The organism is Pseudomonas sp. SWRI22, from assembly GCF_014268395.2.
Taxonomy (GTDB): Bacteria; Pseudomonadota; Gammaproteobacteria; order Pseudomonadales; family Pseudomonadaceae; genus Aquipseudomonas; species Aquipseudomonas paracarnis.
Genome location: NZ_JABWQK020000001.1, coordinates 3,317,348 through 3,343,251, shown reverse-complemented (window position 1 = coordinate 3,343,251; position 25,904 = coordinate 3,317,348). Strand labels below are relative to the sequence as shown.

At 59.5% G+C, this 25,904-nt stretch carries 18 protein-coding genes and 4 tRNA genes; 8 read left to right on the top strand and 14 right to left on the bottom strand.

The annotated features are described in order from the left end of the window. Nucleotides 1-31: 31 nt before the first annotated feature. On the top strand, nt 32-1,375 hold the full coding sequence (gene nhaA, locus HU730_RS14700) for a Na+/H+ antiporter NhaA (protein WP_034127946.1): 1,344 nt from the start codon (nt 32-34) through the stop codon (nt 1,373-1,375). Between the two features lie 200 nt (nt 1,376-1,575). On the opposite strand, the gene HU730_RS14695 is transcribed toward nhaA, so the two are convergent. From HU730_RS14695 to HU730_RS14650, 10 genes are all read right to left on the bottom strand, one after another. Beyond that, complete coding sequence (locus HU730_RS14695; RefSeq protein WP_034127947.1) at nt 1,576-3,450, bottom strand: SurA N-terminal domain-containing protein; 1,875 nt, start codon at nt 3,448-3,450, stop codon at nt 1,576-1,578. A 228-nt stretch (nt 3,451-3,678) separates the two neighbouring features. Further along, the gene (locus HU730_RS14690) at nt 3,679-3,951 is read right to left on the bottom strand and encodes an HU family DNA-binding protein (RefSeq protein ID WP_003174819.1); all 273 of its coding nucleotides are present in this window, start codon (nt 3,949-3,951) and stop codon (nt 3,679-3,681) included. Between the two features lie 149 nt (nt 3,952-4,100). Continuing rightward, complete coding sequence (lon, locus tag HU730_RS14685; protein WP_034127948.1) at nt 4,101-6,497, bottom strand: endopeptidase La; 2,397 nt, start codon at nt 6,495-6,497, stop codon at nt 4,101-4,103. A gap of 188 nt (nt 6,498-6,685) precedes the next feature. Continuing rightward, nucleotides 6,686-7,969 carry an ATP-dependent Clp protease ATP-binding subunit ClpX gene (clpX, locus tag HU730_RS14680; protein WP_003192254.1) on the bottom strand — a complete coding sequence of 428 codons (1,284 nt, stop codon included), beginning with the start codon at nt 7,967-7,969 and terminating at the stop codon, nt 6,686-6,688. Nucleotides 7,970-8,080: 111 nt separating this feature from the next. Then, entirely contained in the window at nt 8,081-8,716 is a 636-nt protein-coding gene (gene clpP, locus HU730_RS14675) for an ATP-dependent Clp endopeptidase proteolytic subunit ClpP (protein ID WP_003192255.1), read from the bottom strand. A gap of 91 nt (nt 8,717-8,807) precedes the next feature. After that, complete coding sequence (gene tig, locus HU730_RS14670) at nt 8,808-10,118, bottom strand: trigger factor (protein WP_034127949.1); 1,311 nt, start codon at nt 10,116-10,118, stop codon at nt 8,808-8,810. Between the two features lie 401 nt (nt 10,119-10,519). Beyond that, nucleotides 10,520-10,595, bottom strand: a tRNA-His gene (locus HU730_RS14665). 77 nt (nt 10,596-10,672) lie between these two features. Further along, a tRNA-Leu gene (locus tag HU730_RS14660) sits at nt 10,673-10,757 on the bottom strand. Nucleotides 10,758-10,814: 57 nt separating this feature from the next. Then, nucleotides 10,815-10,890 (bottom strand) — tRNA-His (locus HU730_RS14655). A 32-nt stretch (nt 10,891-10,922) separates the two neighbouring features. Next, nucleotides 10,923-10,999: transfer RNA gene (locus HU730_RS14650), tRNA-Arg, on the bottom strand. Nucleotides 11,000-11,274: 275 nt separating this feature from the next. Here HU730_RS14650 and folD point away from each other — a divergent pair. Beyond that, on the top strand, nt 11,275-12,129 hold the full coding sequence (folD, locus tag HU730_RS14645; protein ID WP_003192259.1) for a bifunctional methylenetetrahydrofolate dehydrogenase/methenyltetrahydrofolate cyclohydrolase FolD: 855 nt from the start codon (nt 11,275-11,277) through the stop codon (nt 12,127-12,129). Between the two features lie 207 nt (nt 12,130-12,336). After that, on the top strand, nt 12,337-13,260 hold the full coding sequence (gene pbpG / locus HU730_RS14640) for a D-alanyl-D-alanine endopeptidase (protein WP_054898262.1): 924 nt from the start codon (nt 12,337-12,339) through the stop codon (nt 13,258-13,260). A 52-nt stretch (nt 13,261-13,312) separates the two neighbouring features. On the opposite strand, the gene HU730_RS14635 is transcribed toward pbpG, so the two are convergent. Beyond that, nucleotides 13,313-13,978 (bottom strand): peptidase C39 family protein, encoded by a 666-nt coding sequence (locus HU730_RS14635; protein WP_186527230.1) that lies wholly within the window; start codon nt 13,976-13,978, stop codon nt 13,313-13,315. Nucleotides 13,979-14,190: 212 nt separating this feature from the next. Here HU730_RS14635 and HU730_RS14630 point away from each other — a divergent pair, with 212 nt between their 5' ends. Next, a complete protein-coding gene (locus tag HU730_RS14630; RefSeq protein ID WP_164919344.1) occupies nt 14,191-14,352 on the top strand; it encodes a hypothetical protein in 162 nt (53 codons plus the stop codon). Here HU730_RS14630 and HU730_RS14625 read toward each other — a convergent pair. Further along, the gene (locus HU730_RS14625; RefSeq protein ID WP_186527231.1) at nt 14,349-14,759 is read right to left on the bottom strand and encodes a hypothetical protein; all 411 of its coding nucleotides are present in this window, start codon (nt 14,757-14,759) and stop codon (nt 14,349-14,351) included. The genes HU730_RS14630 and HU730_RS14625 overlap by 4 nt on opposite strands. A gap of 206 nt (nt 14,760-14,965) precedes the next feature. On the opposite strand from HU730_RS14625, the gene HU730_RS14620 reads away from it, so the two are divergent. The 3 genes from HU730_RS14620 to HU730_RS14610 are packed head-to-tail and all read left to right on the top strand — an operon-like array spanning nt 14,966 to nt 20,745. Next, a complete protein-coding gene (locus HU730_RS14620) occupies nt 14,966-18,187 on the top strand; it encodes an efflux RND transporter permease subunit (RefSeq protein WP_186527232.1) in 3,222 nt (1,073 codons plus the stop codon). After that, nucleotides 18,177-19,346 carry an efflux RND transporter periplasmic adaptor subunit gene (locus HU730_RS14615; RefSeq protein WP_034127953.1) on the top strand — a complete coding sequence of 390 codons (1,170 nt, stop codon included), beginning with the start codon at nt 18,177-18,179 and terminating at the stop codon, nt 19,344-19,346. Before HU730_RS14620 ends, HU730_RS14615 begins: the two co-directional genes overlap by 11 nt. Continuing rightward, entirely contained in the window at nt 19,330-20,745 is a 1,416-nt protein-coding gene (locus HU730_RS14610) for an efflux transporter outer membrane subunit (RefSeq protein ID WP_096143791.1), read from the top strand. The genes HU730_RS14615 and HU730_RS14610 overlap by 17 nt, the downstream gene beginning before the upstream one ends. A 124-nt stretch (nt 20,746-20,869) precedes the next feature. Here the strand turns inward: HU730_RS14610 and HU730_RS14605 are convergent, their stop codons facing one another. Together HU730_RS14605 and HU730_RS14600 are read right to left on the bottom strand one after the other, a co-directional pair. Beyond that, nucleotides 20,870-22,153, bottom strand: a complete 1,284-nt coding sequence (locus HU730_RS14605) for a Zn-dependent hydrolase (protein ID WP_096143790.1) — start codon at nt 22,151-22,153, stop codon at nt 20,870-20,872. A 145-nt stretch (nt 22,154-22,298) separates the two neighbouring features. Beyond that, the gene (locus HU730_RS14600; RefSeq protein ID WP_181125305.1) at nt 22,299-23,786 is read right to left on the bottom strand and encodes an NCS1 family nucleobase:cation symporter-1; all 1,488 of its coding nucleotides are present in this window, start codon (nt 23,784-23,786) and stop codon (nt 22,299-22,301) included. 593 nt (nt 23,787-24,379) lie between these two features. Between HU730_RS14600 and hydA the strand changes: the two genes are divergently transcribed. Beyond that, the gene (gene hydA / locus HU730_RS14595) at nt 24,380-25,819 is read left to right on the top strand and encodes a dihydropyrimidinase (protein WP_034127957.1); all 1,440 of its coding nucleotides are present in this window, start codon (nt 24,380-24,382) and stop codon (nt 25,817-25,819) included. Nucleotides 25,820-25,904 lie beyond the last annotated feature (85 nt).

Sequence of the window (25,904 nt, the reverse complement as noted above, 5' to 3'; positions counted from 1 at the left end):
GCATTGGTCGGGCCGCCAATGGAGATTTGTCGTGCCTGATAAACACCCCGCCATCCCCCGCCCCCAGCGTTTGACTGAGGGCGCGCTGTCCGCCCTTGAGCGCTTTTCACACATCGAAGCCGTCAGCGGTATCGTGCTGCTGCTGGCCGCCATCGTCGCGCTGGTGTGGGCCAACAGCCCCGCCGCCGCGACCTACGAGCATTTCTGGAACACGCCCATCACCCTCGGGCTGGGCGATTACAGCGTGTCGCGCTCCCTGCATTTTCTGGTGAATGACGGGCTGATGACCATTTTCTTTCTGGTGGTCGGTGCCGAGATCCGCCAGGAAATCAAAGACGGCGCCCTCGCCAACCTGAAGCTGGCCACGCTGCCCTTGGGCGCGGCGTTGGGCGGTGTGCTGATGCCCGCACTCATCTACACCCTGCTCAACCACGACACCGCCGCCGCGAGTGGCTGGGCAGTCCCCACCGCGACCGACATCGCCTTTGCCGTGGGTGTGCTTGCGCTGCTGGGCAAATCGATTCCCAGTGGCGTACGCATCCTGCTGCTGGCCTTGGCGATCATCGATGACATCGTGGCGATCCTGATCATCGCGATCTTTTTCACCGCCAGCCTCGACTACATGGGCTTGGTGATTGCTGCCGGCGGGCTGGCCCTGGTGTTGGTGTTCCAACGCATGGGCATCAGCAAGGCGGCGATCTACCTGCTGCCAGGCGCTATCGTGTGGTTTGGCCTACTCAAGACAGGCGTGCACCCAACGCTCGCCGGGGTGATCCTTGGCTTGATGACCCCCGTCAATTCCAAGCCCACGCGGGAACGCCCGCTGGAAACCATCGAACGCACCTTCAACGAGCTGATGGACCGGTTCTCGCAGCCAGCCGAAGGGACCCAGCAAGTCGCCACGCCCCTCAAGCAATTGCGCGAAGCTCAACGGGAAATACTGCCGCCGGTGCAGCGTGTTCAATCGGCGCTGCACCCCTGGGTAGCGTTCGGCGTGATGCCGCTGTTTGCATTGGCCAACGCCGGTGTGAGCCTGGACGGTTTCAATCTGGATGACCCGCTGGCCCACGGTGTGTTCATGGGCGTCATCTTCGCCCTGGTGCTCGGCAAGCCTCTGGGCGTGATGCTGGCGAGCCTGGCGCTGGTCAAGCTCAACATCTGCAAGCTGCCGGACGGTGTGACCTGGACGGGCGTTGGCCTCGTCGGCCTGCTGGCGGGGATCGGTTTCACCATGTCGATCTTTATCTCTTCCCTGGCATTTTCCGACCCGGCCCTGCTGTCGGCTGCGAAGCTGAGCGTATTGGCGGCTTCAACCCTGGCGGCGGTGATCGGGTTGACGTGGGGCAAGCTCAAGTTTGCTGCCAAGCCTATCTGAGGCAGAGCACCAACCTGTGGCGAGGGAGCTTGCTCCCGCTGGGTCGCGAAGCGGCCCTAAAAAGCCGGGACTGCTGCGCAGTCAACGGGAGCAAGCTCCCTCGCCACAGTGACAGTCCCATTTAACTGAGTAGCCGCTTTATCAAGGGCAAAAAAAGACCCCGGCCTTTTCAGGTCGGGGTCTTTTTATTCAGGCCGGCATCAATACTTCTTGATGTCTGCCTGGGTTTCCAGCTGCTTGCGGTAGGCCGCGAAGTCCTGCTGGCCAATACGGGAAGCGAGGAAGCGGCGGTATTGCGCTTTTTCTTCGTCCGTAGGGGCCGCTGCTTCGTTCACGCCGTTCAAGCGCACGATCACCAGGCTGCCATCGCGCAGGGTCACGGTGGTGAAGGTCGGCTTGTCCTTGGCCGCAGGCTTGGGCATGCGGAACAAGGCTTGCAGCACGGCCGGGTCGATGGAGTCCTGACCACGGGTAGCTGCCTCAGTCACCTTCCAGGCCTGGCCGTCAACCGGCTGGTCCAGCGCGGTCTTGCCATCACGCAGGCTGGCGATCAACTCGTCGGCATGGGCTTTGGCGGCAGCGCTCGCGCGCTCCTTGGTCATCTGGGTGCGAATGGCCGCAGCGACGTTCTCCAGCGGCAACTGGGCCGGCTTGAGATGCTCTTTGGCACGCAGCACGATGATGGTTTCCGGGTCCAGCTCGATAGCGCTACTGTTTGCACCTTCATCCAGCACTTCCGGGCTGAAGGCTGCAGTGACCACGGCACGGTTGGCCGCAACACCTTCGCCACCTTCACGGCCAAACGGCGCGGAAGTGTGGACGGTCAGCTTCAGGTCAGACGCCGGCTGGGCCAGGTCAGAGGCTTCGAATGCCGCATCTTCCAATTGCTTGGTCGCTTCGACAAAACGTTGTTCAACCTGCTGTGCCTTGAGCTCGCGGGTCAGCTTGTCTTTCAGGCTGGCGAACGATGGCACCTCAGGCGCTTCAACGCCTAGCAACTTGATCAGATGCCAACCGAAGGTAGTGCGCACTGGCGCCGACACCTGGTCTTGCTTCAAGCCATACAGCGCGGTTTCAAAGTCCGGGTCATAAACGCCAGGGCCCGCAAAGCCGAGGTCACCGCCATTGTTGGCCGAACCTGGGTCCTGGGAGAACTCCTTGGCCAGGGCTTCGAACTTCTCACCCTTGGCCAGGCGCGCCTGGATGTCTTCGATCTTGGCCTTGGCTTGCGCCTCGGTGACCTTGTCGTTGACTTCAATCAGGATATGCGCGGCACGACGCTGTTCAGCGAGGTTGGCGGTTTCCTTCTCGTAGGCAGCCTGCAGTTCATCGTCCTTGACGCTGACCTGGTCGAAGAAGGAAGACTTCTTCAACTCCAGATAGTCGATGACCACCTGGTCCGGGGTCATGAACTCTTTGGCGTGCTGGTCGTAGTAGGCCTTGACCTCGTCGTCGGTGAGTTTCACCGCCGCAGGGTCAGCCTTGATGTTGACGGTAGCGAAGTCGCGGGTCTGTTTTTCCAGACGGGCAAATGCCAGCACCTCGGCGTCGGTCACAAAACCGCTGCCGGCGATGCCTGCGCGAACCTGGCCGATCAGCATTTCCTGGGTCAGCATCTGACGGAATTGCATGCGGCTATAGCCCAGCTGACGGATCACCTGGTCAAAGCGTTCGGCGTTGAACTTGCCGTCCACCTGGAATTCCGGCGTCTGCAGGATCACCTGGTCCAGCGCCGCTTCCGAGAAGCCGAACTTGGAATCGGCAGCACCTTGCAGCAGCAGCTTGCGGTCGATCAGGCCCTTGAGGGCAGCATCGCGCAGCAGTTTTTCGTCCAGCAGGGAAGCATCGAAATCCTTGCCCAACTGTTGCATCAGCTGGCGACGTTGCATGTCGACGGCCTGGCTCAATTCGGTCTGGGTGATTTCTTCACCATTGACCTTGGCCACGTCCTGCTTGTTATTACCCGAAGCCTGGAAGATGGCTTCGATACCGGTGAACGCCATCAAAGCGACGATGATCCCGATAATGGTCTTGGCAATCCAGCCTTGTGAATTGTCCCTGATATTTTGCAGCATGCGTCCCCCAGAAACGGTTGAACTTCAAAAATTAGGCAACCGTGGAGCGTGGGTAGAGTCCGGATAGAAGAAAGGCGCATCCGAGGATGCGCCTTCTCGTAACTGGCGGAGCGGACGGGGGTTCGAATCTGCACCCCCGGCGTGGCGACCCGATACGTGGGTCAGCTACCGCTCCGCTGCCAGGCCAGACCTGCGTCCGACCCGGGTAAGCAAAGGCTTGAACGAAGCTTAGTTAACGGCTTCTTTCAGGGCTTTACCGGCTTTGAAACCTGGTTTCTTGGCAGCAGCGATTTGCAGTGCTTTGCCGGTCTGTGGGTTACGGCCAGTGCGAGCTGGGCGGTCAGTCACAGAGAAAGTACCGAAGCCTACCAGTACCACGGAGTCGCCGGCCTTCAGAGCGCCAGTGACGGATTCGATTACTGCGTCCAGCGCACGGCCAGCAGCAGCTTTCGGGATATCAGCGGATGCAGCGATAGCATCAATCAGTTCCGACTTGTTCACTCTAAGTCCCCTTATATATCTATTGAGTATGATTCTAAGTTTTTTGGTAAAAAGCAAAACCAGTGCTGAATGGCCTACAGACACTTAAGAGCCGCTTTATAACAAGGGCTCTAAAAAGCTGTCAAGGAAGCCCCCCAGGCTCCAACACATTAATGCGTGCTAATTCTTTCCTTGGAATCGGACTCGCGTTTTTCGTCCTTCGCGACTATCTCCGGGACCACATCCGGCAAGGGCTCCGGCGCGTATTGCAGCGCAATTTGCAGGACCTCGTCAATCCATTTAACCGGTTTAATCTGAAGATCCTGCTTGATATTGTCAGGAATTTCCTTCAAGTCGCGAACATTCTCTTCAGGAATGATCACGGTCTTGATTCCACCTCGGTGCGCAGCGAGTAATTTCTCTTTCAGACCACCGATCGCCAATACCTGGCCACGCAAGGTAATTTCCCCGGTCATCGCCACATCGGCGCGCACAGGAATGCCGGTCAACGCTGATACCAGCGCCGTGCACATGCCTACGCCAGCGCTAGGGCCGTCTTTGGGGGTCGCCCCTTCCGGCATGTGGATATGGGTGTCGTGCTTCTCGTGGAAGTCCAGCGGGATGCCCAGGCTGCGGGCGCGGCTGCGTACCACGGTCTGTGCGGCGGTAATGGATTCGACCATCACATCACCCAGGGAACCGGTCTTGATCAACTGGCCTTTGCCCGGAATCACCGCCGCTTCGATGGTGAGCAATTCGCCACCCACCTGGGTCCACGCCAAGCCAGTCACCTGGCCGACCTGATCCTGCTGCTCGGCCAGGCCGTAGCGGAATTTCTTCACGCCCAGGAAGTGTTCCAGGGAATCGGCGACCACCTTCACAGAGAAGCGTTTTTCCAGCGCGTGCTCCTTCACCGCCTTGCGGCAGATCTTCGCGATCTGGCGCTCAAGGCCCCGTACACCGGCCTCGCGGGTGTAGTAGCGCACGATGTCACGGATCGCCTCGACCTCGAATTCGATCTCGCCCTTCTTCAGGCCGTTGGCCGAAATCTGCTTGGGCGCCAGGTACTTGACTGCGATGTTGATCTTCTCGTCTTCGGTGTAGCCCGGCAGACGAATCACCTCCATCCGATCCAGCAAGGCTGGCGGAATGTTCATGGAGTTGGAGGTGCACAAGAACATTACGTCAGACAAGTCGTAGTCGACTTCCAGGTAATGGTCGTTGAAATTATGGTTTTGCTCGGGATCAAGCACTTCGAGCAAGGCCGACGCCGGATCGCCACGCATATCGCTGCCCATTTTGTCGATTTCATCGAGCAGGAACAGCGGGTTGCGTACACCCACCTTTGTCATCTTTTGAATCAATCTTCCTGGCATCGAACCGATGTAGGTACGGCGATGACCACGGATTTCCGCTTCGTCACGCACGCCACCCAAGGCCATGCGCACGAACTTGCGGTTAGTCGCGCTGGCAATCGATTCCGCCAGGGATGTTTTACCCACACCTGGAGGCCCGACCAGGCACAGCACCGGCCCGCGGATTTTTTTCACACGCTTTTGCACGGCGAGGTACTCAAGGATGCGCTCCTTGACCTCTTCCAGGCCGTAATGGTCAGCGTCGAGGATCTCTTCAGCACGGGCCAGGTCCAGGCGCACCTTGGTCTGGGCCTTCCACGGCACTTGCACCAACCAGTCGATATACGAGCGCACCACGGTGGCTTCGGCCGACATCGGCGACATCTGCTTGAGCTTGTTCAGCTCCGCGGTGGCCTTGGTCAGGGCGTCTTTGGGCAGGCCAGCGGCATCGATACGCTTCTTCAGCTCTTCGATTTCGTTGTGGCCCTCCTCGCCGTCACCGAGTTCTTTCTGAATGGCCTTCATCTGCTCATTCAGATAGTACTCGCGCTGGCTACGCTCCATCTGCTTCTTCACACGGCCACGGATGCGTTTCTCAACCTGCAGCAGGTCGATTTCGCCATCCAGCAACGCCAGCACGTGTTCGACACGGGCCGACAGGTCGATGATTTCGAGGATGTCTTGCTTCTGCTCGATCTTCAGCGCCATGTGGGCGGCCATGGTGTCGACCAGGCGGCTTGGCTCATCAATGCTGTTGAGGGACGACAGGACTTCAGCCGGAACTTTCTTGCCCAGTTGGACATACTGCTCGAACTGCGAGAGCAGGCTGCGCACGAACACCTCGGACTCACGCTCCGGGGCTTCGACTTCGTCGATCAGCGCCACTTCTGCACGCAGGTGGCCATCCACCTCCATGAAACGCTCTACGGCGCCGCGCTGCTCACCTTCGACTAACACCTTGACGGTGCCATCGGGCAGTTTGAGCAATTGCAGGACAGTGGCAATGGTGCCGACGCGATACAGGGCATCTTCACCTGGATCATCATCAGCAGGATTCTTCTGGGCCAACAGCAGGATTTGCTTGTCGCCCGTCATCGCGGCCTCGAGGGCTTCGATAGACTTCTCGCGCCCCACGAACAGCGGGATAACCATGTGCGGATAGACGACGACATCACGCAACGGCAGGAGAGGCAATTCGATGGTTGTCTTCATGATTTCGCCTCTATGACAGTTCAAAAATAAGCTTGAAACCAAGATGGGGGTTACATGCAAAAAAAACAAGCTCAATGCCAGTAGTTAAACGCATGAATACACGCGAATTTAACCACCGCTCCGAGAAAAGCCCCCAAAAAACAAGGGGCCCCTAGAGGCCCCTTGCTTGTACCGCAACTGCTGAACGCTTACGCGTCGGGTGCAGCCTTGGCAGCCGGCTCACTGTTTTCGTAGATATACAGTGGCTTGGATTTGCCTTCGATCACGCTTTCGTCGATCACCACTTTACTCACCTCGGACTGCGAGGGGATTTCGTACATGGTGTCGAGCAACACGCCTTCGAGAATAGAACGCAGGCCACGTGCACCGGTCTTGCGCTCCAGTGCCCGCTTGGCCACCGATTTCAGCGCATCGGTACGGAACTCGAGGTCTACTCCTTCCATCTCGAACAATTTGCCGTATTGCTTGGTCAGGGCGTTTTTCGGCTCGGTGAGGATCTGGATCAAAGCCGCCTCATCCAACTCGTCCAACGTCGCCAGGACCGGCAGACGGCCAACGAATTCCGGGATCAGACCGAACTTGACCAGATCGTCAGGCTCGACTTCACGCAGGGACTCGCCCACCTTCTTGCCTTCTTCCTTGCTACGCACTTCCGCACTGAAACCAATGCCGCCACGGGTGGAACGCTGCTGAATCACCTTCTCCAGACCGGAGAACGCACCGCCACAAATGAACAGGATGTTGCGCGTATCAACCTGAAGGAATTCCTGCTGCGGGTGCTTGCGGCCGCCTTGTGGCGGAACGGAAGCAACCGTGCCTTCGATCAGTTTCAACAGGGCCTGCTGCACGCCTTCACCGGAAACGTCCCGGGTGATCGACGGGTTGTCCGACTTGCGCGAGATCTTGTCGATCTCGTCGATGTAGACAATACCCATCTGGGCTTTCTCTACGTCGTAGTCGCACTTCTGCAGCAGTTTCTGAATGATGTTCTCGACATCCTCACCCACGTAGCCAGCCTCGGTAAGGGTGGTGGCGTCGGCGATGGTGAACGGAACGTTCAGCAGGCGAGCGAGGGTTTCTGCAAGCAGGGTTTTACCCGAGCCTGTAGGACCGATCAGCAAGATGTTGCTCTTGCCAAGTTCAACCTCGTCACCTTTCTTGTCACGCTGGTTCAAGCGCTTGTAGTGGTTGTACACCGCTACGGCCAGAACCTTCTTTGCACGCTCTTGACCAATGACGTACTGGTCAAGGATGCCGCTGATTTCTTTAGGCGAAGGTAATTTATGCGCACTGCTCTCGGCCTGGGCTTCCTGCACCTCCTCACGGATGATGTCATTGCACAGGTCGACGCATTCGTCGCAGATAAACACCGAGGGGCCGGCAATCAATTTGCGTACTTCATGCTGGCTTTTGCCACAGAAGGAGCAATAGAGCAGCTTGCCGTTGTCCTCGCCGTTGCGGGTGTCAGTCATTCGTTCGATCCAAATCCGATAGGCTTGCAACACAAGATGAAGGCTTATGCGGGCTTTTTCAAGCCCGCCAGTGGTCGGACATGCCGACCAGCCTATTTTGAGCGGCTTATATTAAGCGGGGCGCTTGTCGATCACTGCGTCGATCAACCCGTATTCCTTGGCGGCTTCAGCGCTCATGAAATTGTCACGGTTGGTATCGCGCTCGATTTCTTCCAGGGTGCGCCCGCTGTGCTTGGCCATCAGCGTGTTGAGACGCTCACGAATGAAGAGGATTTCCTTGGCGTGGATTTCGATGTCCGACGCCTGGCCCTGGAAACCGCCCAGTGGCTGGTGAATCATCACACGCGAGTTCGGCAGGCAGAAACGCTTGCCTTCGGCACCCGCGGTCAGCAGGAAGGCGCCCATGCTGCACGCCTGGCCAATACAGGTGGTCGACACGTTTGGCTTGATGAACTGCATGGTGTCGTAGATCGACATGCCCGCAGTCACCGAACCGCCCGGTGAGTTGATGTAGAGATGGATGTCCTTGTCCGGGTTTTCCGCTTCAAGGAACAGCAATTGCGCACAAATCAGGTTGGCCATGTAGTCCTCTACCGGGCCAACCAGAAAGATCACTCGCTCCTTGAGCAGGCGCGAGTAGATGTCGTAGGCGCGTTCGCCACGAGCGGACTGCTCGACAACCATCGGGACCAGGCCGCCTGCGGCCTGGATATCAGAGTTCTGCTGAATATAGGAATTACGGAACATGCTCTGCAGTTACTCCCAAATAGTCATGTCTTGAAAACGCATAAGCCAGCGCGAGGCTGGCTTATGGTTGAATTTCCAACGAGTTGGACAATCAGTCGGCTTGTGCTGCTTCCGCCGGTTTGACTGCTTCTTCGTAAGAGACCGCTTTATCGGTCACCTTAGCCTTCTGCAGAACAGTATCCACAACTTGTTCTTCCAGCACAACCGAACGTACTTCGTTCATCTGCTGCTCGTTCTTGTAGTACCAAGCCACGACCTGCTCAGGCTCCTGGTAGGCCGAAGCCATTTCCTGGATCATTTCGCGAACGCGGTCTTCGTCTGGCTTGAGGTCAAACTGCTTGACCACTTCGGCCACGATCAGGCCCAGCACAACGCGGCGCTTGGCTTGCTCTTCGAACAGCTCGGCCGGCAGTTGGTCAGGCTTGATGTTGCCACCAAACTGCTGAACCGCTTGAACGCGCAGGCGATCCACTTCGTTGGACAGCAGGGCCTTAGGCACTTCGATCGGGTTGGCGGCCAGCAGACCGTCCATGACCTGGTTCTTGACCTTGGACTTGATAGCCTGGCGCAGCTCACGCTCCATGTTCTTGCGAACTTCGGTGCGGAAGCCTTCGATGCCGGTTTCCTTGATGCCGAACTGAGCGAAGAACTCTTCGTTCAGCTCTGGCAGCTTAGGCTCGGAAACGCTGTTGACGGTAACGGTGAACTCGGCGGCTTTGCCAGCCAGGTCCAGGTTCTGGTAGTCAGCAGGGAAAGTCAGGTTCAGAACGCGCTCTTCGCCGGCTTTGGCGCCAACCAGGCCGTCTTCGAAACCAGGAATCATGCGGTTGGAACCCAGCACCAGCTGAGTGCCCTTGGAAGAGCCGCCAGCGAAGACTTCGCCGTCAACCTTGCCAACGAAATCGATGTTCAGTTGGTCTTCGTTCTGGGCGGCACGGTCGGCCACTTCAAAACGAGTGTTCTGCTTGCGCAGGATTTCCAGCATGTTGTCCAGGTCCGAATCAGCCACTTCGGCGCTCAGACGCTCGATTTCGATACCTTCGAAACCGGCCACTTCAAATTCCGGGAACACTTCGAATACGGCAACGTATTCCAGGTCCTTGCCCGCTTCCAGGGACTTGGGCTCGATCGAAGGCGAGCCAGCAGGGTTCAGCTTCTGCTCGACAACGGCTTCGTAGAAGGAAGCCTGGATCACGTCACCTACAGCTTCCTGGCGCGCATCGGCACCAAAACGACGCTTGATTTCGCTCATAGGCACTTTGCCTGGACGGAAACCAGCGATCTTGGCCTTTTGGGCAGTCTGCTGCAGACGCTTGTTGACCGCAGTCTCGATACGCTCTGCCGGCACGGTGATGCTCAGGCGGCGCTCGAGAGCAGTAGTATTTTCAACAGAAACTTGCATGGATATTCCTCGTTGCACAGACATTAGCCGGCCATTTCCGACCCCAATCAAGGGCATGCATTCTAGTGGGTCAAACTCAAGAAGTCACCCTACTGAAAACACCGCGAAAAACAGCCGGCAATTTATCGGTACGAAAGCACTGAAGTACCTCGCCCCGGTGACAAATACAGCCAAATTGCGCCAGGGCTCTGCGCCGCCCCTCTCTATATATAGAAGGAACAACCATTCATCTCCCTGACGGCCCGCCCTGCGAACAAGGCGAGCAAGCAACGCGGCATCATCGAGATACATAAATACGACGACACGCCCTGCCGGGGCAGCCCAGCACCTGCAACCACCCAATCTCAAACCGCCAAAACCAAAAAAGGCGCCAGACTGTTAAATCTGGCGCCTTTCGAATATGGGGTGGACGAAGGGGATCGAACCCTCGACAACGGGAGTCACAATCCCGTGCTCTACCAACTGAGCTACGCCCACCATATTGCGTTAACAAAGAAACCAAACCACTTCTTTGTTGAGCCCTGCCCCGCCTGACGACCGGGAAAAGCTTTAATTGGTGCGGATGAAGAGACTCGAACTCTTACGCCTCGCGGCGCTGGAACCTAAATCCAGTGTGTCTACCAATTCCACCACATCCGCGCTTGAAGCTCTTAAAGCAAAGGCGCCAGACTGTTAAATCTGGCGCCTTTCAGAATATGGGGTGGACGAAGGGGATCGAACCCTCGACAACGGGAGTCACAATCCCGTGCTCTACCAACTGAGCTACGCCCACCATATAGCGCTACTTGTGCCAAAGCTGCCTAATGGCGCACCCGGCAGGACTCGAACCTGCGACCATCCGCTTAGAAGGCGGATGCTCTATCCAGCTGAGCTACGGGCGCCTTATTAATCTGTACTCTTGGAGGATTACAAACTAAGTGCTTCCAGCCTTGCAGTACAACTATTCTGCTCGACCTTCTTAACCAGTGCTAGGCTGTGCCCGACAAGTGCGACGAATAGTATAGATGCCCTGGAAACCCGTCAAATCTTTTTTGAAAAAAACTGATTTTATTTAAGGGGTTAGGGCAATTTGCAGACCAAGCGCCTTTGCCCTCGCGCCTTGGCATGCGAGAATGCGCGCACTTTTCTTCCCCCTCTCGATGGTTAATCACGCGTAATGACTGCACAACTTATCGACGGCAAATCAATCGCCGCCAGCCTGCGCCAGCAGATCGCCAAACGAGTCACCGAGCGCAGCCAGCAAGGCCTGCGCACGCCTGGCCTCGCGGTGATCCTGGTCGGCAGCGATCCTGCCTCTCAGGTTTATGTCTCGCACAAGCGTAAAGACTGTGAAGAGGTCGGCTTTATTTCCAAGGCCTACGACTTGCCTTCGGACACCACTCAACAGGCCCTGACCGACCTGATTGACAGCCTCAACGATGACCCGGGCATGGACGGCATCCTGCTGCAGCTGCCGCTGCCTGAGCACCTGGACGCCTCCAAGCTGCTGGAGCGCATCCGCCCGGACAAGGACGTCGACGGTTTCCACCCTTATAACGTCGGCCGCCTGGCCCAACGCATTCCCCTGCTGCGCCCATGCACGCCTAAAGGCATCATGACGCTGCTGGAAAGCACCGGTGTCGACCTGTACGGCCTTGACGCTGTGGTGGTGGGCGCATCGAACATCGTCGGTCGCCCGATGGCCATGGAGCTGCTGCTGGCCGGCTGCACAGTGACCGTCACCCATCGCTTCACCAAGGACCTCGCCGGCCACGTCGGCCGTGCCGACCTGGTGGTAGTCGCCGCCGGCAAGCCGGGCCTGGTCAAGGGTGAGTGGATCAAGGAAGGCGCCATCGTTATTGACGTGGGTATCAACCGCCAGGAAGACGGCAAGTTGGTGGGCGACGTGGTGTATGAAACCGCCCTGCCCCGAGCAGGCTGGATCACGCCGGTCCCCGGCGGTGTCGGGCCGATGACCCGGGCCTGCTTGCTGGAAAACACCTTATATGCAGCGGAAACGCTGCACGGTTAATAACCAGAGGTGATGAAAAAGCCCTGCCTTAGCGCAGGGCTTTTTATTGCCCGTAAAAAAACCGTTTTTTCTTAGTTTTTAGGCACTTTCGTCTGGTTCTAGAAGAACATTCGACAGTTCTTCATCCATACTCCTAAAATGTAACGTCATTTGTCTTAAGACCCGTTCTACAACGGCATTTCCTTACTTTTTAGCGAGTTCATCCGCGTGAAAATTCGTCTTTCTATTGTCAGCCTGTTTTTTGCGATAACAGGCACCTTCGCCCACGCTGCCGAATCCACCCTGGCCCCGCGTGACGCCTCCAAGCTGCAGATCGCCTCCGGCAGCGCCATGCTGGTCGACTTGCAGACCAATAAAGTCATTTATTCCAGCAACCCTGACGTGGTGGTACCTATCGCCTCGGTGAGCAAGCTGATGACTGGCCTGATCGTCCTCGAAGCCAAGCAGAATATGGACGAGTACATCGACATCAACATCACCGACACGCCCGAGATGAAAGGCGTGTTCTCCCGGGTGAAGATCGGCAGCCAGATGCCACGCAAGGAAATGCTGCTGATCGCGCTGATGTCTTCGGAAAACCGCGCCGCCGCCAGCCTCGCCCACCACTATCCAGGCGGTTACGCGGCCTTCATTGCCGCGATGAACGCCAAGGCCAAGTCCCTGGGCATGACCAGCACCCACTACGTAGAGCCCACCGGCCTGTCGATCCATAACGTGTCGACCGCCCGCGACCTGAGCAAGCTGCTGGCCTATGCGCGCAAGTTTCCGATGCTGAGCCAGTTGAGCACCACCAAGGAAAAGACCGTGTCGTTCCGCAAGCCTAATTACACCTTGGGCTTCTCCAACACCGATCACCTGATCAACCGCGCCAACTGGGATATCAAGCTGACCAAGACCGGTTTCACCAACCAGGCCGGCCATTGCCTGGTGTTGGTGACGAGCATGGGCAATCGCCCGGTGTCGCTGGTGATTCTGGATGCCTTTGGCAAGTTCACCCATTTTGCCGATGCCAGCCGTATTCGTAGCTGGGTCGAGACCGGCAAAGGCGGCGCAGTGCCTGATGTAGCGCTGCGTTACAAGGCCGATAAAAACCTCAAGAACCGAGCGACCGCTACGGAAGTACGTCGATAAGCAACGGTTTTAGTGTGGGAGCGGGCTTGCCCGCTCCCACACTATTTGAGCTTCACTTCTTCTCTGCCAACACCTTGAGCGCTTGGGCCGCCGCTTGCTCCTGCCCCGCCTGCGCCGTGGCGTTGGCCGCATCGCGCCAGCGCTGCACGTCCACATTGGCCGGCAACTGGCTCGGGCGCTGGGTCAGAATGGCCCAATGGCCCGCGCTCGCCCACGCCGACTCGAAGTCGCTGAAGCTCATGATCAGCCGGCGCTCGTTGCCAGAGCGCAACAGCACCGTACTCTTCTGTTGGTTGAACCCCACCACCACGACATAGCGCGCCCCGGACCAATAACTGGCGTTGATCCGCGCCATCACCGGGTAACCCGCCGCCACCTGCGCCAGCACGGCGGTCAGCTTGGCCTCCAGTGGATACACCATCAGCCCGTATTCACGTGCCAGCACTTGCATGTTGCGCTTAAGGTCCGCCTCGGCGCCGGGCAGGTGCAGCGGTTTATCAAGCAAACCCGGTGTCATGACAATGCCTTGTTGCGACAGCATGCTGGCAAGTGCCGTAGGACCGCTCTGATAAGCCTCGCTGCGAAAGGTCGGCACGCCAGTGAGTTCAACGCGCTCCGGCAAGCCTGGCAGTTTCGATGGTGTGCTGCTGGCACAGGCCGCCAGCCCAAGGGCAGCGGCGAGCAGCAAGGAGGTTTTAAGGTTCGACCGTAAGCGCAATTTTTTCACTCTCTTGATCAACTGCCGGTAAAGGCCTCCGATCATAGGGCGCCCCGCCCCGCCGGTATAGCCCACTGGCTCAGTAAAGCGGCGCTGATAGAGCAAAGAAGTTGGACCGACTCGACCATTGGTCAATAGCAGGCAACCGCCAGCTGACTAGACTGTCCATTGAGAAGACTGTGTGTGCCCCAAGTGGGCGAAAGGAGGCCCGAATGAGCCTTGCGACAACGATTTTCCTGTTGATCTGTGGTTGGCTGGCCGTCGCCGCCGCCATGCTGTGGGGAGTCATGCGCGTGACGCGCCGGCATCATCACCCCCACGTCAAACCTGCTGCACCTGCAGAACCGCACAAGGCGACGGCGCATCACGCCTAGCCAGGCATGCAATTGAAGTCCTGGGTCGCGGCAATTTCCTTGCCGTGGCCGTCCTCAAGAGACGCGCGCACCGTGGTGCCCAGGCTCGACTCCACCAGGGTGTAGTGCTCACCTGCCTTGAAATGCTTGTACTCGATGCGGCCCTGGCAGTCCTGCTGGTTGTCATCACCCGGCTCGTCTTCAAATAAAGTCACGTCCAGGCGATGGTCACCCGGGGTCACCTCAAAATAGCGCCCATCGTCCACCCGTTTGCCATCGACACGCTCGGCCATCAGGTCATTCGGCGCTTCTTCCTGCAAGCCGATCCAGGCTTCGCTGGGGTCCGCCTGGGGGATCGGGCCGGCGCAGGCCGACAGTAAACAGACAAAGCCAAGGACGGGAACTAACAACAGTGGTTTGAGTGACATGACAGGGCTCCAAAGGGCATGAATGAAAAGTTCGTATCCGATGGCTGACAAGCTTGATGAGCCGCCCTTCCTGGAACAAATGAATCCCTATGAAAGTATCTTCAGCCCTTGACTAAAACTTCCTTCACCTGGCTGAAAGGTGCGTGTTAGGTGGGTCGGTCAAGACTGCCGGGGTTTGCAATCCTGCTCTTCTCGGAGACTCACGCATGCTCGGGCTGGTAAAGACCGCACTGCACAAGCCGTACACCTTCATCGTGCTGGCTATATTCATCTGCATCATCGGGCCGATGGCGGCCCTGCGCACGCCCACGGATGTTTTTCCCGATATCGGCATTCCCGTGGTCGCCGTGGTGTGGCAGTACAACGGCCTGTCTCCGGACGCCATGGCCGGCCGGGTGATCTACACCTACGAACGCTCCCTGAGCACCACCGTCAACGACATCGAGCATATCGAGTCGCAATCGTTGCCCGGCATGGGCATCGTCAAGATCTTCTTCCAGCCTGGCGTCGATATCCGTACCGCCAATGCCCAGGTCACGGCGGTGTCACAAACCGTGCTCAAGCAAATGCCACCGGGCATCACCCCGCCGCTGATCCTCAACTACAGCGCCTCCACGGTGCCGATCCTGCAAATGGCGTTCTCCAGCCCCAGCCTTTCGGAAGCCAAAATTCGCGACCTGGTGCAGAACAATATCCGCCTGCCCTTGAGCGCCCTGCCCGGCCTGGCCATGCCCACCCCAATGGGTGGCAAGCAACGGCAGATCACCCTCGACCTCGACCCTCAAGCCCTGGCCGCCAAAGGCTTGTCGGCCCAGGACGTGGGCACCGCCCTGGCGCTGCAGAACCAGATCATCCCGGTGGGCACCGCCAAGCTCGGCCCCAACGAATACACGATCCTGCTCAACAACAGCCCCAAGGCGATTGATGAGCTCAACGACTTGCCGATCAAGACCGTCGACGGTGCGCTGATCACCATCGGCCAAGTGGCCCATGTGCGCGACGGTTCACCACCGCAAACCAATATCGTGCGGGTCGACGGCCATCGCGCCGTGCTGATGCCGGCGCTGAAAAACGGCAGCATCTCCACGCTGTCGATCATCGACGGTATCCGGCAGATGCTGCCGCGCATCAACGAAACCTTGCCACCGTCGCTGAAAACCTCGCTGCTGGGCGATGCCTCGGTGTTCGTCAAGCAGTCGGTGGGCAGCGTGGCCCAAGAAGGCATCATTGCCGCACTGCTCACCAGTGCGATGATCCTGCTGTTTCTCGGCAGTTGGCGCTCGACCTTGATCATCGCCGCGTCGATTCCCCTGGCAGTGCTCTCGGCCATCGCGCTGTTGGCCGTCAGTGGGCAAACCCTCAACGTGATGACATTGGGCGGGCTTGCGTTGGCGGTGGGCATCCTGGTGGACGACGCCACGGTGACCATCGAAAACATCAACTGGCACCTGGAGCAAGGCAAGGCGGTGAAGGCCGCGATTCTCGACGGCGCCGCGCAAATCGTCGGCCCGGCGTTCGTCTCGCTGTTGTGCATCTGCATCGTGTTCGTGCCGATGTTTTTGCTGCAAGGCATCGCCGGTTACCTGTTCCGGCCAATGGCGCTGGCGGTGATCTTTGCCATGGCCAGTTCGTTCATTCTCTCGCGTACCCTGGTGCCGACGCTGGCGATGTTTTTGCTCAAACCGCATAGGCCGGAGCCAGGCGCGGGGCATCATCCGGAAGATGCATTCATCAATCACCACGAGGGTGAACAACACCCGAAACCACGCAATGCGTTGCTGCAATCGGTGCTGAATTTTCAACAGGGATTCGAACGACACTTTTCCAATATCCGCGACACCTACCATGGCCTGCTGACGCTGGCGCTGGGCGCACGCAAGCGCTTCATTGTCGGGTTCCTGGCCTGCGTACTCGCGTCGTTCCTGCTGTTGCCGAGCCTGGGCCAGGACTTTTTCCCGGCCACCGATGCGGGTGCCTTGGCCCTGCATGTGCGCTTGCCACTGGGCACGCGCATCGAAGAAAGCGCCGCGGCGTTCGATCGCATCGAAGCACGGATTCGCGAGGTTATCCCGGCCGAAGAACTGGACACCATCGTCGACAATATTGGCATTCCGCTCAGCGGCATCGACATGGCCTACAGCAGCAGCGGCACCATCGGCCCGCAGGACGGTGACATCCAGGTCAGCTTGAAAACGCACCACGCGCCCACCGCCGACTATGTGAAAAAACTGCGTGAAGCCCTGCCGCAAAGTTTCCCCGGCAGCCACTTTGCGTTCCTGCCCGCCGACATCAGCAGCCAGATCCTCAACTTCGGCGCTCCCGCCCCTCTGGACGTCAAAATCTCCGGGCGCAATGACGCCGAAAACCGCGCCTATGCCGTCGAGCTTGAACGGCGCTTGCAACATGTACCGGGGATTGCCGACCTGCGGATCCAGCAGTCCACCGGCTACCCCTCGCTGCAAGTAAACGTGGACCGTATGCGCGCCAATGGCCTGGGCATCACCGAGCGTGACGTCACCAACAGCATGGTCGCCTCCCTCGCCGGCAGCTCGCAAACTGCGCCGACCTTCTGGCTCAACCCGGCCAACGGCGTGTCTTACTCCATCGTCGCCGCCACCCCGCAATACCGCCTCGACAGCCTGCCGTCCCTGGAAGCGCTGCCAGTGACCGGTGCCGATGGGCAGGCGCAAATTCTCGGCGGCGTGGCAACCATCTCCCGGGTACAGAGCCCTGCCGTGGTGACCCACTACAACATCGAGCCTACCCTGGACCTGTACGCCAACGTGCAAGGCCGCGACCTCGGCGGTGTGGCCCGCGATGTGCAAAAGGTGCTGGATGACACTGCGTCCCTGCGCCCCAAAGGTGCGACCATCAGCCTGCACGGGCAGATCGATGCGCTGCATGAGGCGTTCAGTGGTTTGAGCTTCGGACTGCTCGGCGCGGTGGTGCTGATCTACTTGCTGATCGTGGTCAACTTCCAATCATGGGCCGACCCTTTTGTGATCATCACCGCGTTGCCGGCAGCATTGGCGGGCATCGTGTGGATGCTGTTTCTCAGTGGCACCTCGTTGTCGGTGCCAGCACTCACCGGCGCCATCTTGTGCATGGGCGTGGCCACCGCCAACTCGATCCTGGTGGTGAGCTTCTGCCGTGAGCGCCTGGCCGAACATGGCGATGCGTTGAAAGCCGCGCTAGAAGCCGGCTATACGCGCTTTCGCCCGGTGTGCATGACTGCCCTGGCAATGATCATCGGCATGTTGCCCCTGGCCATTTCCGAAGAGCAGAACGCCCCGCTCGGCCGGGCGGTTATCGGTGGCCTGGTCTTCGCCACCATCGCCACTTTGTTGTTTGTTCCCGTGGTCTTCAGCCTGGTCCACGGTCGTCATCCTACTCGCGCAACTGCTGGAGAAACGCCCCATGTCGCCTGATCAAAAACCCTCGCGCAAGCGTCTGATGCTCCTGGGTGTCGGTGGCCTGACGTTGGCTGCCCTGTTAGTCGCCAGCGGCCTGCACGCGCGTACGCTGCACGAGCAGTCGGTCACCGCCTGGACCGAAGCCGCCGCCGTCCCCCAGGTAATGGTGTTCCAACCCAAGCCAAACGCCGGCGGTGACACCCTGCGCCTGCCCGCCCACCTAGACGCATGGAGCAAAGCGGCGATCCATGCGCGGGTCAGCGGCTACTTGAAGGACTGGAAAGTCGACATCGGTGCCCAGGTCAAGGCCGGGCAAATCCTCGCCGAAATCGACAGCCCAGACCTCGACCAACAACTGGCCCAGGCCCATGCCCGCCTGATCCAGCAACAAGCCAATGCACGCCTGGCAGCCACCACGGCGACCCGCTGGCAAAACCTGCTGGCCAGCCATTCGGTATCGCGCCAGGACGCCGATGAGAAAACCTCCAACGCCGCAGCCGCCAAGGCCAACACCGAAGCCGCGGCAGCGGACTACGCACGACTGTGCGCCCTGGAAAGCTACAAGACCCTTCGAGCGCCATTCGCTGGCACCATCACTGCCCGCAACACGGACATCGGCCAGTTGATCAAGGCCGATAACGCCAGCGATCCGGAACTGTTCAACATTGCCGACACCCACCAATTGCGCTTGTACGTGCCGGTGCCGCAGAACTATGCAGCGGTCATTCATACGGGCCTTGAGGCCGAACTGACCGTCCCCGAGCACCCCGGCGAGCACTTCAAGGCACGCCTGATCGGTGACTCCACTGCCATCGACCGCCGCTCTGGCACCCTGCTCGCCCAGTTCGTTGCCGACAACCCCAACGGCGAACTGCTGCCAGGCGATTACGCCGAAGTCACCCTGCCGATTCCGGCCGATACCCATGGCGTGAGCATCCCGGCCAGCGCCTTGATCTTCCGCGCCCAGGGCACCCAGGTTGCGGTACTGGACGGTCGCAACCATGTGCACCTGCAAGACATTCATATTGGCCTGGACCTCGGCGAGCGCCTGGTGATCGACCAAGGCCTGAAGCCTGCTGACCGCATCATCGACAACCCGCCCGACGCCCTGCGCGAAGGCGACCCGGTGCAACTGGCCGACGCCTCGGGAGGTGCGCATGCGCCCAAGGCTTAAGCCGCTGGCGGCACTGATGGTACTGGCGTTGCAGGGTTGCTCAATGGCGCCCACCTATACGGTGCCGTCGATTGACCTGCCCGCCCACTACCGCGAACAAACCAGCGATGGCCCCTGGCACAGCGCGCAACCGTCGGATCAATTGGCGCCCCAGTGGTGGCAGCTTTACAACGATTCGCGCCTGAACGCGCTGCAACAGCAACTGCTCAAGGCCAACCCGGACCTGGCCGCGGCGCTGGCGCATTTCGATGCGTCCCAGGCCTACGCCAGTCAACTGCACGCGGGCCTTTTCCCGCAAATCACCGCCAGCGCGCAACCGCTGCGCCAACGTCAATCGGATTCACGACCGCTACGCGGCACTACACAGCCGTCGGTGTACAACAGCAATACCGTTGGGTTCTCCCTGGGTTACGACCTCGACTTGTGGGGCAGAATCCGCAACCAGGTCGCTGCGGGCGATGCCCAGGCGCAAGCGTCCTTTGATGATCTGGCGGTGGTGCGCCTGAGCCTGCAACAACAGTTGGCGAGCCTGTATGTGCAGCTCAATGGGCTGGATGCACAGGGCCGAATCCTCAACACGTCGTTGCAGGACTTCAGCCAAGCGTTGCAACTGACCCGCAGCCGTTATGAAGGCCAGATTGCGTCGGAACTGGACCTGACCCGCGCGCAAAACCAACTGGCCGAAGCCAAGGCGCAGCTGGACGAAGTGCGTGGCCAGCGCAACCTCGTCGAGCATGCCATCGGCGAATTGGTGGGCGTGACGGCCAGTGATTTTTCATTGCCGCCCAGCCCGCAGCTAATGGCGTTGCCAAGCATTCCGGCGCAGTTGCCCAGCCACTTGCTGCAGCGTCGTCCAGACATTGCCGCAGCTGAACGTCGTGTGTTTGCGGCCAACGCAACGATCGGCGTGGCCAAGGCGGCGTGGTTCCCGGATTTCAGTTTGACCGGTGTGCTGGGCGGACAGACCCAAGGCGTTGGCAACCTGCTGTCCGCCGGCAACCGGTATTGGGCACTGGGGCCGCTGATGAACCTGCCGATCTTCGATGGCGGACGCTTGAGCGCCGACGAGCGCCAGGCCAAGGCCGAATTCGAGGAAGCCTCGGCACAGTACCGTAGCCACGTATTGAAAGCCGTGCGCGAGGTGGAAGATAACCTCGCGCAACTGCGGGATTTGCAGCAGCAAGCCGAGGACGAACAAGCGGCCGCAGAGGCGGCGCAACATACCCAGGCCTTGGCGATGAACAGCTATCAGGCCGGGGCGGTGAGTTACCTGGACGTGGTCACCGCCCAAACCGCCGCGTTGCAGGCACAGAGAACGTTGCAGGCGGTGCAGACCCGGCAGTTGCAGGCGAGCGTGGGACTTTTGACCGCACTCGGCGGCGGCTGGCAGCCGGGTTAATACCCACTGATCGTTCCCACGCTCTGCGTGGGAACGCCGCTCAGGACGCTCTGCGTCCGCCCTTAAAATCGTGACGCGGAGCGTCACAGGGTGCATTCCCACGCGGAGCGTGGGAACGATCAGTTCAGGCGGCTAACTTACCGCTGGCAATGGCCGCTGAAGCGGCTACCATGGCGCGCAATAACACCGCACACCCCGCCGCCAGGTCATCCGGCGCAGCATTTTCGATTTCGTTGTGGCTGATGCCGCCTTCACACGGTACAAAGATCATCCCCGCCGGGCCCAGCTCAGCCACGAAAATCGCGTCGTGCCCTGCCCCGCTGACGATGTCCATGTTCGACAAGCCCAAGCCATTGGCGGCATCGCGCACCGCCTCCACGCAGCCTTTGTCGAAGTACAGCGGCGGGAAGTCCGCCGTGGGCTGCATGTCGAAACTCAAGCCATTTTGGGCGCAGGTGTCTTCGATCACCTGACGCACCTGGGCAATCATCGAGTCCAGCCGTGCCGGTTCCAGATGACGAAAATCCAGGGTCATGCGCACCTCACCGGGAATCACGTTGCGCGATCCCGGATACGCTTGCAGGCAACCCACCGTGCCGCATGCATGGGGCTGATGCGCCAACGCCGCCGCGTTCACGGCGGCCACCACCGCTGCCGCGCCGACCAGGGCGTCCTTGCGCAAGTGCATGGGTGTAGGGCCGGCATGGGCTTCAACACCACGCAGCTTCAGGTCGAACCACTTTTGCCCGAGGGCGCCGAGCACCACGCCGATGGTTTTGTGTTCATCCTCCAGAATCGGCCCTTGTTCGATATGGGCCTCGAAATACGCGCCGACCTTATGCCCGCTGACCGGCCGCGTTCCCGCATAGCCAATCGCGTTCAACGCCTCTCCTACGCTGACGCCGTCCGTATCGACCTTGGCCAGGGTATCGGCGAGGCTGAACTTCTCGGCAAACACCCCTGAGCCCATCATGCACGGCGGGAAACGCGAGCCTTCTTCGTTGGTCCATACCACCACTTCCAGCGGCGCCTCGGTTTCCACATTCAGGTCGTTAAGGGTGCGCAGCACTTCCACACCGGCCAGCACGCCGAAGCAACCGTCGAACTTGCCGCCGGTGGGCTGGGTGTCGATATGGCTGCCGGTCATCACCGGTGGCAGGTCGGGATTGCGGCCGGGACGGCGCGCAAAGATATTGCCGATGCCGTCGATGGTCACGGTGCAACCCGCCGCTTCACACCACTGCACGAAGAGATCGCGAGCCTTGCGGTCGAGGTCGGTAAGGGCCAGGCGACACACTCCGCCTTTGGGGGTGGCGCCGAGTTTGGCCAGGTCCATCAGCGACTGCCACAGACGGTCGCGGTTGATGTGCTGATGGGTCGATTGCAGAACGTCGAGGGCAGCGTTCATGGGGGTCTCCTCAGGCTACAGGTTCTTATGAATTAACGCGGTCAACTGTGGGAGCTGGCTTGCCTGCGATAGCGGTGTGTCAGCCGACACGGCTTTAACTGATAGTCCGCTATCGCAGGCAAGCCAGCTCCCACCTGGACCGTGTTTACAACGGGGATTTGGCGGTGAGTGGAGTGCTAGCGCGCTTGGCATTGAGCCCGTAATACAACACTCCGCCCAACGCCGAGCCGGTGAACCAGCCATAGCTGTAAAACCAGCTGAACGCGTCGCTGCCCAGCGACAGCAGCGTCAGCACCACCGGTACGCCAAAGGCGATAAAGCCGCTCCAGTTCCAGGCCGGGTACACGTCGTCGCGGTACAGGCCGGCCAGGTCCAACTGTTGTCTGCGGGTGATGAAATAGTCCACCACCATGATCCCGGCAATCGGCCCCAGCAGGCTTGAATAGCCCAGCAGCCAATTGGAATACACGGTTTCCAGGCTGACGTCCGAGACAATCAGCCCGAGTTTTTTCAGCAGTTCGTGGGCCATCAGCGCCAGCCCTACCAGGCCGGTGAGGATCACCGCCGTAGTGCGGTTGATCAGCTTGGGCGCGATGTTCTGGAAGTCGTTGGTGGGCGAGACGATGTTCGCCGCAGTGTTGGTGGACAAGGTGGCGACGATGATCAGCGCCATGGCGATGGCCACCCACACCGGGCTCTGGATATGACCAATCAGGCTCACCGGATCGGAGACGCTCACCCCCACCAGTTTCACCGAGGCGGCGGTCATGACCACGCCGAGGGCGGCGAACAGGAACATGGTCAGCGGCAAGCCGAAGATCTGCCCCAGAATCTGGTCTTTCTGGCTGTTGGCGTAGCGGCTGAAGTCGGGAATGTTCAGTGACAAGGTGGCCCAGAAGCCCACCATCGCCGTAAGCCCCGCCATGAAGTAACCGGTGAGGCTGGCGCCTTCGGGGCGCTTGGGTGGAATAGCCATCAGCTCGCTGAGGGACACGTTCGGCATCGCCCATACCAGCAGACCAACTCCTACGGCGACCAACAGCGGCGCCGACAAGGTTTCCAGGCGCTTGATCGACTCGGCGCCACGCAGCACCACCCACAGGTTCAAGCACCAGAACAGCATGAAACCGATCACCTCACCGGTACCGCCGAGGGCTTTCCAGCCGTCGAAAATCGAGCCCAGGAACAGGTGGATCGCCAGCCCGCCGAACATCGTCTGGATACCAAACCAGCCGCAGGCCACCAGCGCGCGGATCAGGCACGGTACGTTGGAACCGAGGATGCCAAAGGACGAACGCAACAGCACCGGAAACGGAATGCCGTACTTGGTGCCGGGAAACGCGTTGAGGGTCAGCGGGATCAACACCACGATATTGGCCAGCAGGATCGCCATCAGCGCCTCCCCCACCGACAGCCCGAAATACGCCGTGAGCACCCCGCCCAGGGTGTAGGTGGGCACGCAGATCGACATGCCGACCCACAGCGCGGTGATGTGCCATTTGTTCCAGGTGCGCTCGTGCACTTTGGTAGGTGCCATATCGTGGTTGTAGCGAGGGCTGTCGAGGACGTCGGGGCCGGCGTCGAGTTCGTACAGGCCGTTGCGCTCGATGACTTGCGATCTGTTCTGTTGCATGGCCGCTCCACGGTTTTTTTAAAATTATTGTTGCTCACCTGCACGCTAGGTTCAGGTGGCCGGAGTACCGCATCAACAACATGACATCCAGGGTTCCGGCCAACTGCCCGTGCACTCAATAACCGTGCCGACACCCCCCTCTGAACCCGCACCGCTTGTATAACTTGCTGATGTTTATCAGCTTTCCAATTGAGCCTGCGCTACTTGCCGCACGCGTCAGGCTAAACAATACGCAAGTTGCCAGAACCTGCAGGTCTCAAACTGGTGCATCACAATTATTTTTATTTCTCGACGCCGTCAAGCGGCATATCTCAAGCGCCTGATTTGCAATAAGAAATATTGAACAGATCAAGAACCTGTCAAGTGCGTCAAAACAGGGTGGGCGTGCTTCATTTTGGTGAAAATAGTATTTTTACCTTATAAATCAATTAGATAAAAACATTAAAGGCTTGATAAAAATCTTCTTGCTCATTCGAAAAACTCGGGCTAGTTTCTATTCCTGTCACCGATGACAGGAATTAACCGACCCTCGGTACGCAGCATTACAACACTTAGAACTGGCACAAGCCGGTCAAGCCTGTGAGGAACTCGACATGTCGCTGTTGATCCGTGGCGCCACCGTTATTACCCATGATGAAAGTTACCGCGCCGATGTGTTATGCGCAGAGGGTCTCATTCGCGCCATTGGCACGAATCTGGATATTCCCGCAGGCTGCGAAATACTCGATGGCAGCGGCCAATACTTGATGCCAGGCGGCATTGACCCCCATACCCATATGCAACTGCCCTTCATGGGCACCGTGGCCAGTGAAGACTTTTTCAGTGGCACGGCGGCAGGCTTGGCCGGTGGTACCACGTCGATCATCGACTTCGTGATTCCCAACCCACAGCAATCGCTGATGGAAGCTTTCCACCAGTGGCGCGGCTGGGCCGAAAAGTCTGCCGCCGACTACGGGTTTCATGTAGCGATCACTTGGTGGAGCGAGCAGGTACGCGAGGAAATGGCCGAGCTGGTCAGCCATCACGGCATCAACAGCTTCAAGCATTTCATGGCCTACAAGAACGCGATCATGGCTGCCGATGACACCTTGGTCGCCAGTTTCGAACGCTGCCTGGAACTCGGCGCGGTGCCCACGGTGCATGCCGAAAATGGCGAGCTGGTGTACCACCTGCAACGCAAGCTGATGGCCCAGGGTATCACCGGGCCGGAAGCCCATCCGCTGTCGCGCCCGTCCCAGGTGGAAGGCGAAGCGGCCAGCCGTGCCATCCGGATTGCCGAGACCATCGGCACGCCGCTGTACCTGGTGCATGTGTCGACAAAGGAAGCCCTGGATGAAATCACTTATGCCCGTGGCAAGGGCCAGGCGGTGTACGGTGAGGTGCTCGCCGGCCACCTGTTGCTCGATGACAGCGTGTACCAGCACCCCGACTGGCAGACCGCCGCCGGCTATGTGATGAGCCCGCCATTCCGCCCACGCGGGCACCAAGAGGCGCTGTGGCACGGCCTGCAAGCGGGCAACCTGCACACCACCGCCACCGATCACTGCTGTTTCTGCGCCGAGCAAAAAGCCGCCGGGCGTGACGACTTCAGCAAGATCCCCAACGGTACCGCCGGCATTGAAGACCGCATGGCGCTGCTGTGGCATGAAGGCGTCAATACCGGGCGTTTGTCGATGCAGGAATTTGTCGCGCTGACCTCCACCAACACCGCGAAGATCTTCAACCTCTACCCGCGCAAAGGCGCGATACGCGTAGGCGCCGATGCCGACCTGGTGCTATGGGACCCCGAGGGCACGCGGACCATTTCCGCCAAGACCCACCATCAGCAGGTGGACTTCAACATCTTCGAAGGCAAGACCGTGCGCGGCGTGCCCAGCCACACCATCAGCCAGGGCAAGCTGGTGTGGGCCGATGGTGACCTGCGCGCCGAGCGAGGAGCCGGGCGGTATGTGCAGCGGCCGGCGTATCCCTCGGTGTTCGAGCAGTTGAGCAAGCGGGCAGCGCTTTGCAAGCCAGTGGCCGTGAACCGCTGAGTCCAAAAAAAGCGGACGCGGAGCGTCCAGTGAGGCTTTCCCACGCAGAGCGTGGGAACGATCGCCCATCAGAGGCAGCACCTCA

Bases quoted from the DNA above. Each gene is read 5' to 3' on its own strand.
- HU730_RS14615 (WP_034127953.1), top strand. From the start codon at position 18,177: ATGTCGCCTGATCAAAAACCCTCGCGCAAGCGTCTGATGCTCCTGGGT.
- folD (WP_003192259.1), top strand. From the start codon at position 11,275: ATGACTGCACAACTTATCGACGGCAAATCAATCGCCGCCAGCCTGCGC.
- lon (WP_034127948.1), bottom strand. From the start codon at position 6,497: ATGAAGACAACCATCGAATTGCCTCTCCTGCCGTTGCGTGATGTCGTC.
- HU730_RS14610 (WP_096143791.1), top strand. From the start codon at position 19,330: ATGCGCCCAAGGCTTAAGCCGCTGGCGGCACTGATGGTACTGGCGTTG.
- HU730_RS14695 (WP_034127947.1), bottom strand. From the start codon at position 3,450: ATGCTGCAAAATATCAGGGACAATTCACAAGGCTGGATTGCCAAGACC.
- clpX (WP_003192254.1), bottom strand. From the start codon at position 7,969: ATGACTGACACCCGCAACGGCGAGGACAACGGCAAGCTGCTCTATTGC.
- HU730_RS14605 (WP_096143790.1), bottom strand. From the start codon at position 22,153: ATGAACGCTGCCCTCGACGTTCTGCAATCGACCCATCAGCACATCAAC.
- clpP (WP_003192255.1), bottom strand. From the start codon at position 8,716: ATGTTCCGTAATTCCTATATTCAGCAGAACTCTGATATCCAGGCCGCA.
- HU730_RS14625 (WP_186527231.1), bottom strand. From the start codon at position 14,759: ATGTCACTCAAACCACTGTTGTTAGTTCCCGTCCTTGGCTTTGTCTGT.
- HU730_RS14630 (WP_164919344.1), top strand. From the start codon at position 14,191: ATGAGCCTTGCGACAACGATTTTCCTGTTGATCTGTGGTTGGCTGGCC.
- HU730_RS14620 (WP_186527232.1), top strand. From the start codon at position 14,966: ATGCTCGGGCTGGTAAAGACCGCACTGCACAAGCCGTACACCTTCATC.
- HU730_RS14600 (WP_181125305.1), bottom strand. From the start codon at position 23,786: ATGCAACAGAACAGATCGCAAGTCATCGAGCGCAACGGCCTGTACGAA.
- tig (WP_034127949.1), bottom strand. From the start codon at position 10,118: ATGCAAGTTTCTGTTGAAAATACTACTGCTCTCGAGCGCCGCCTGAGC.
- hydA (WP_034127957.1), top strand. From the start codon at position 24,380: ATGTCGCTGTTGATCCGTGGCGCCACCGTTATTACCCATGATGAAAGT.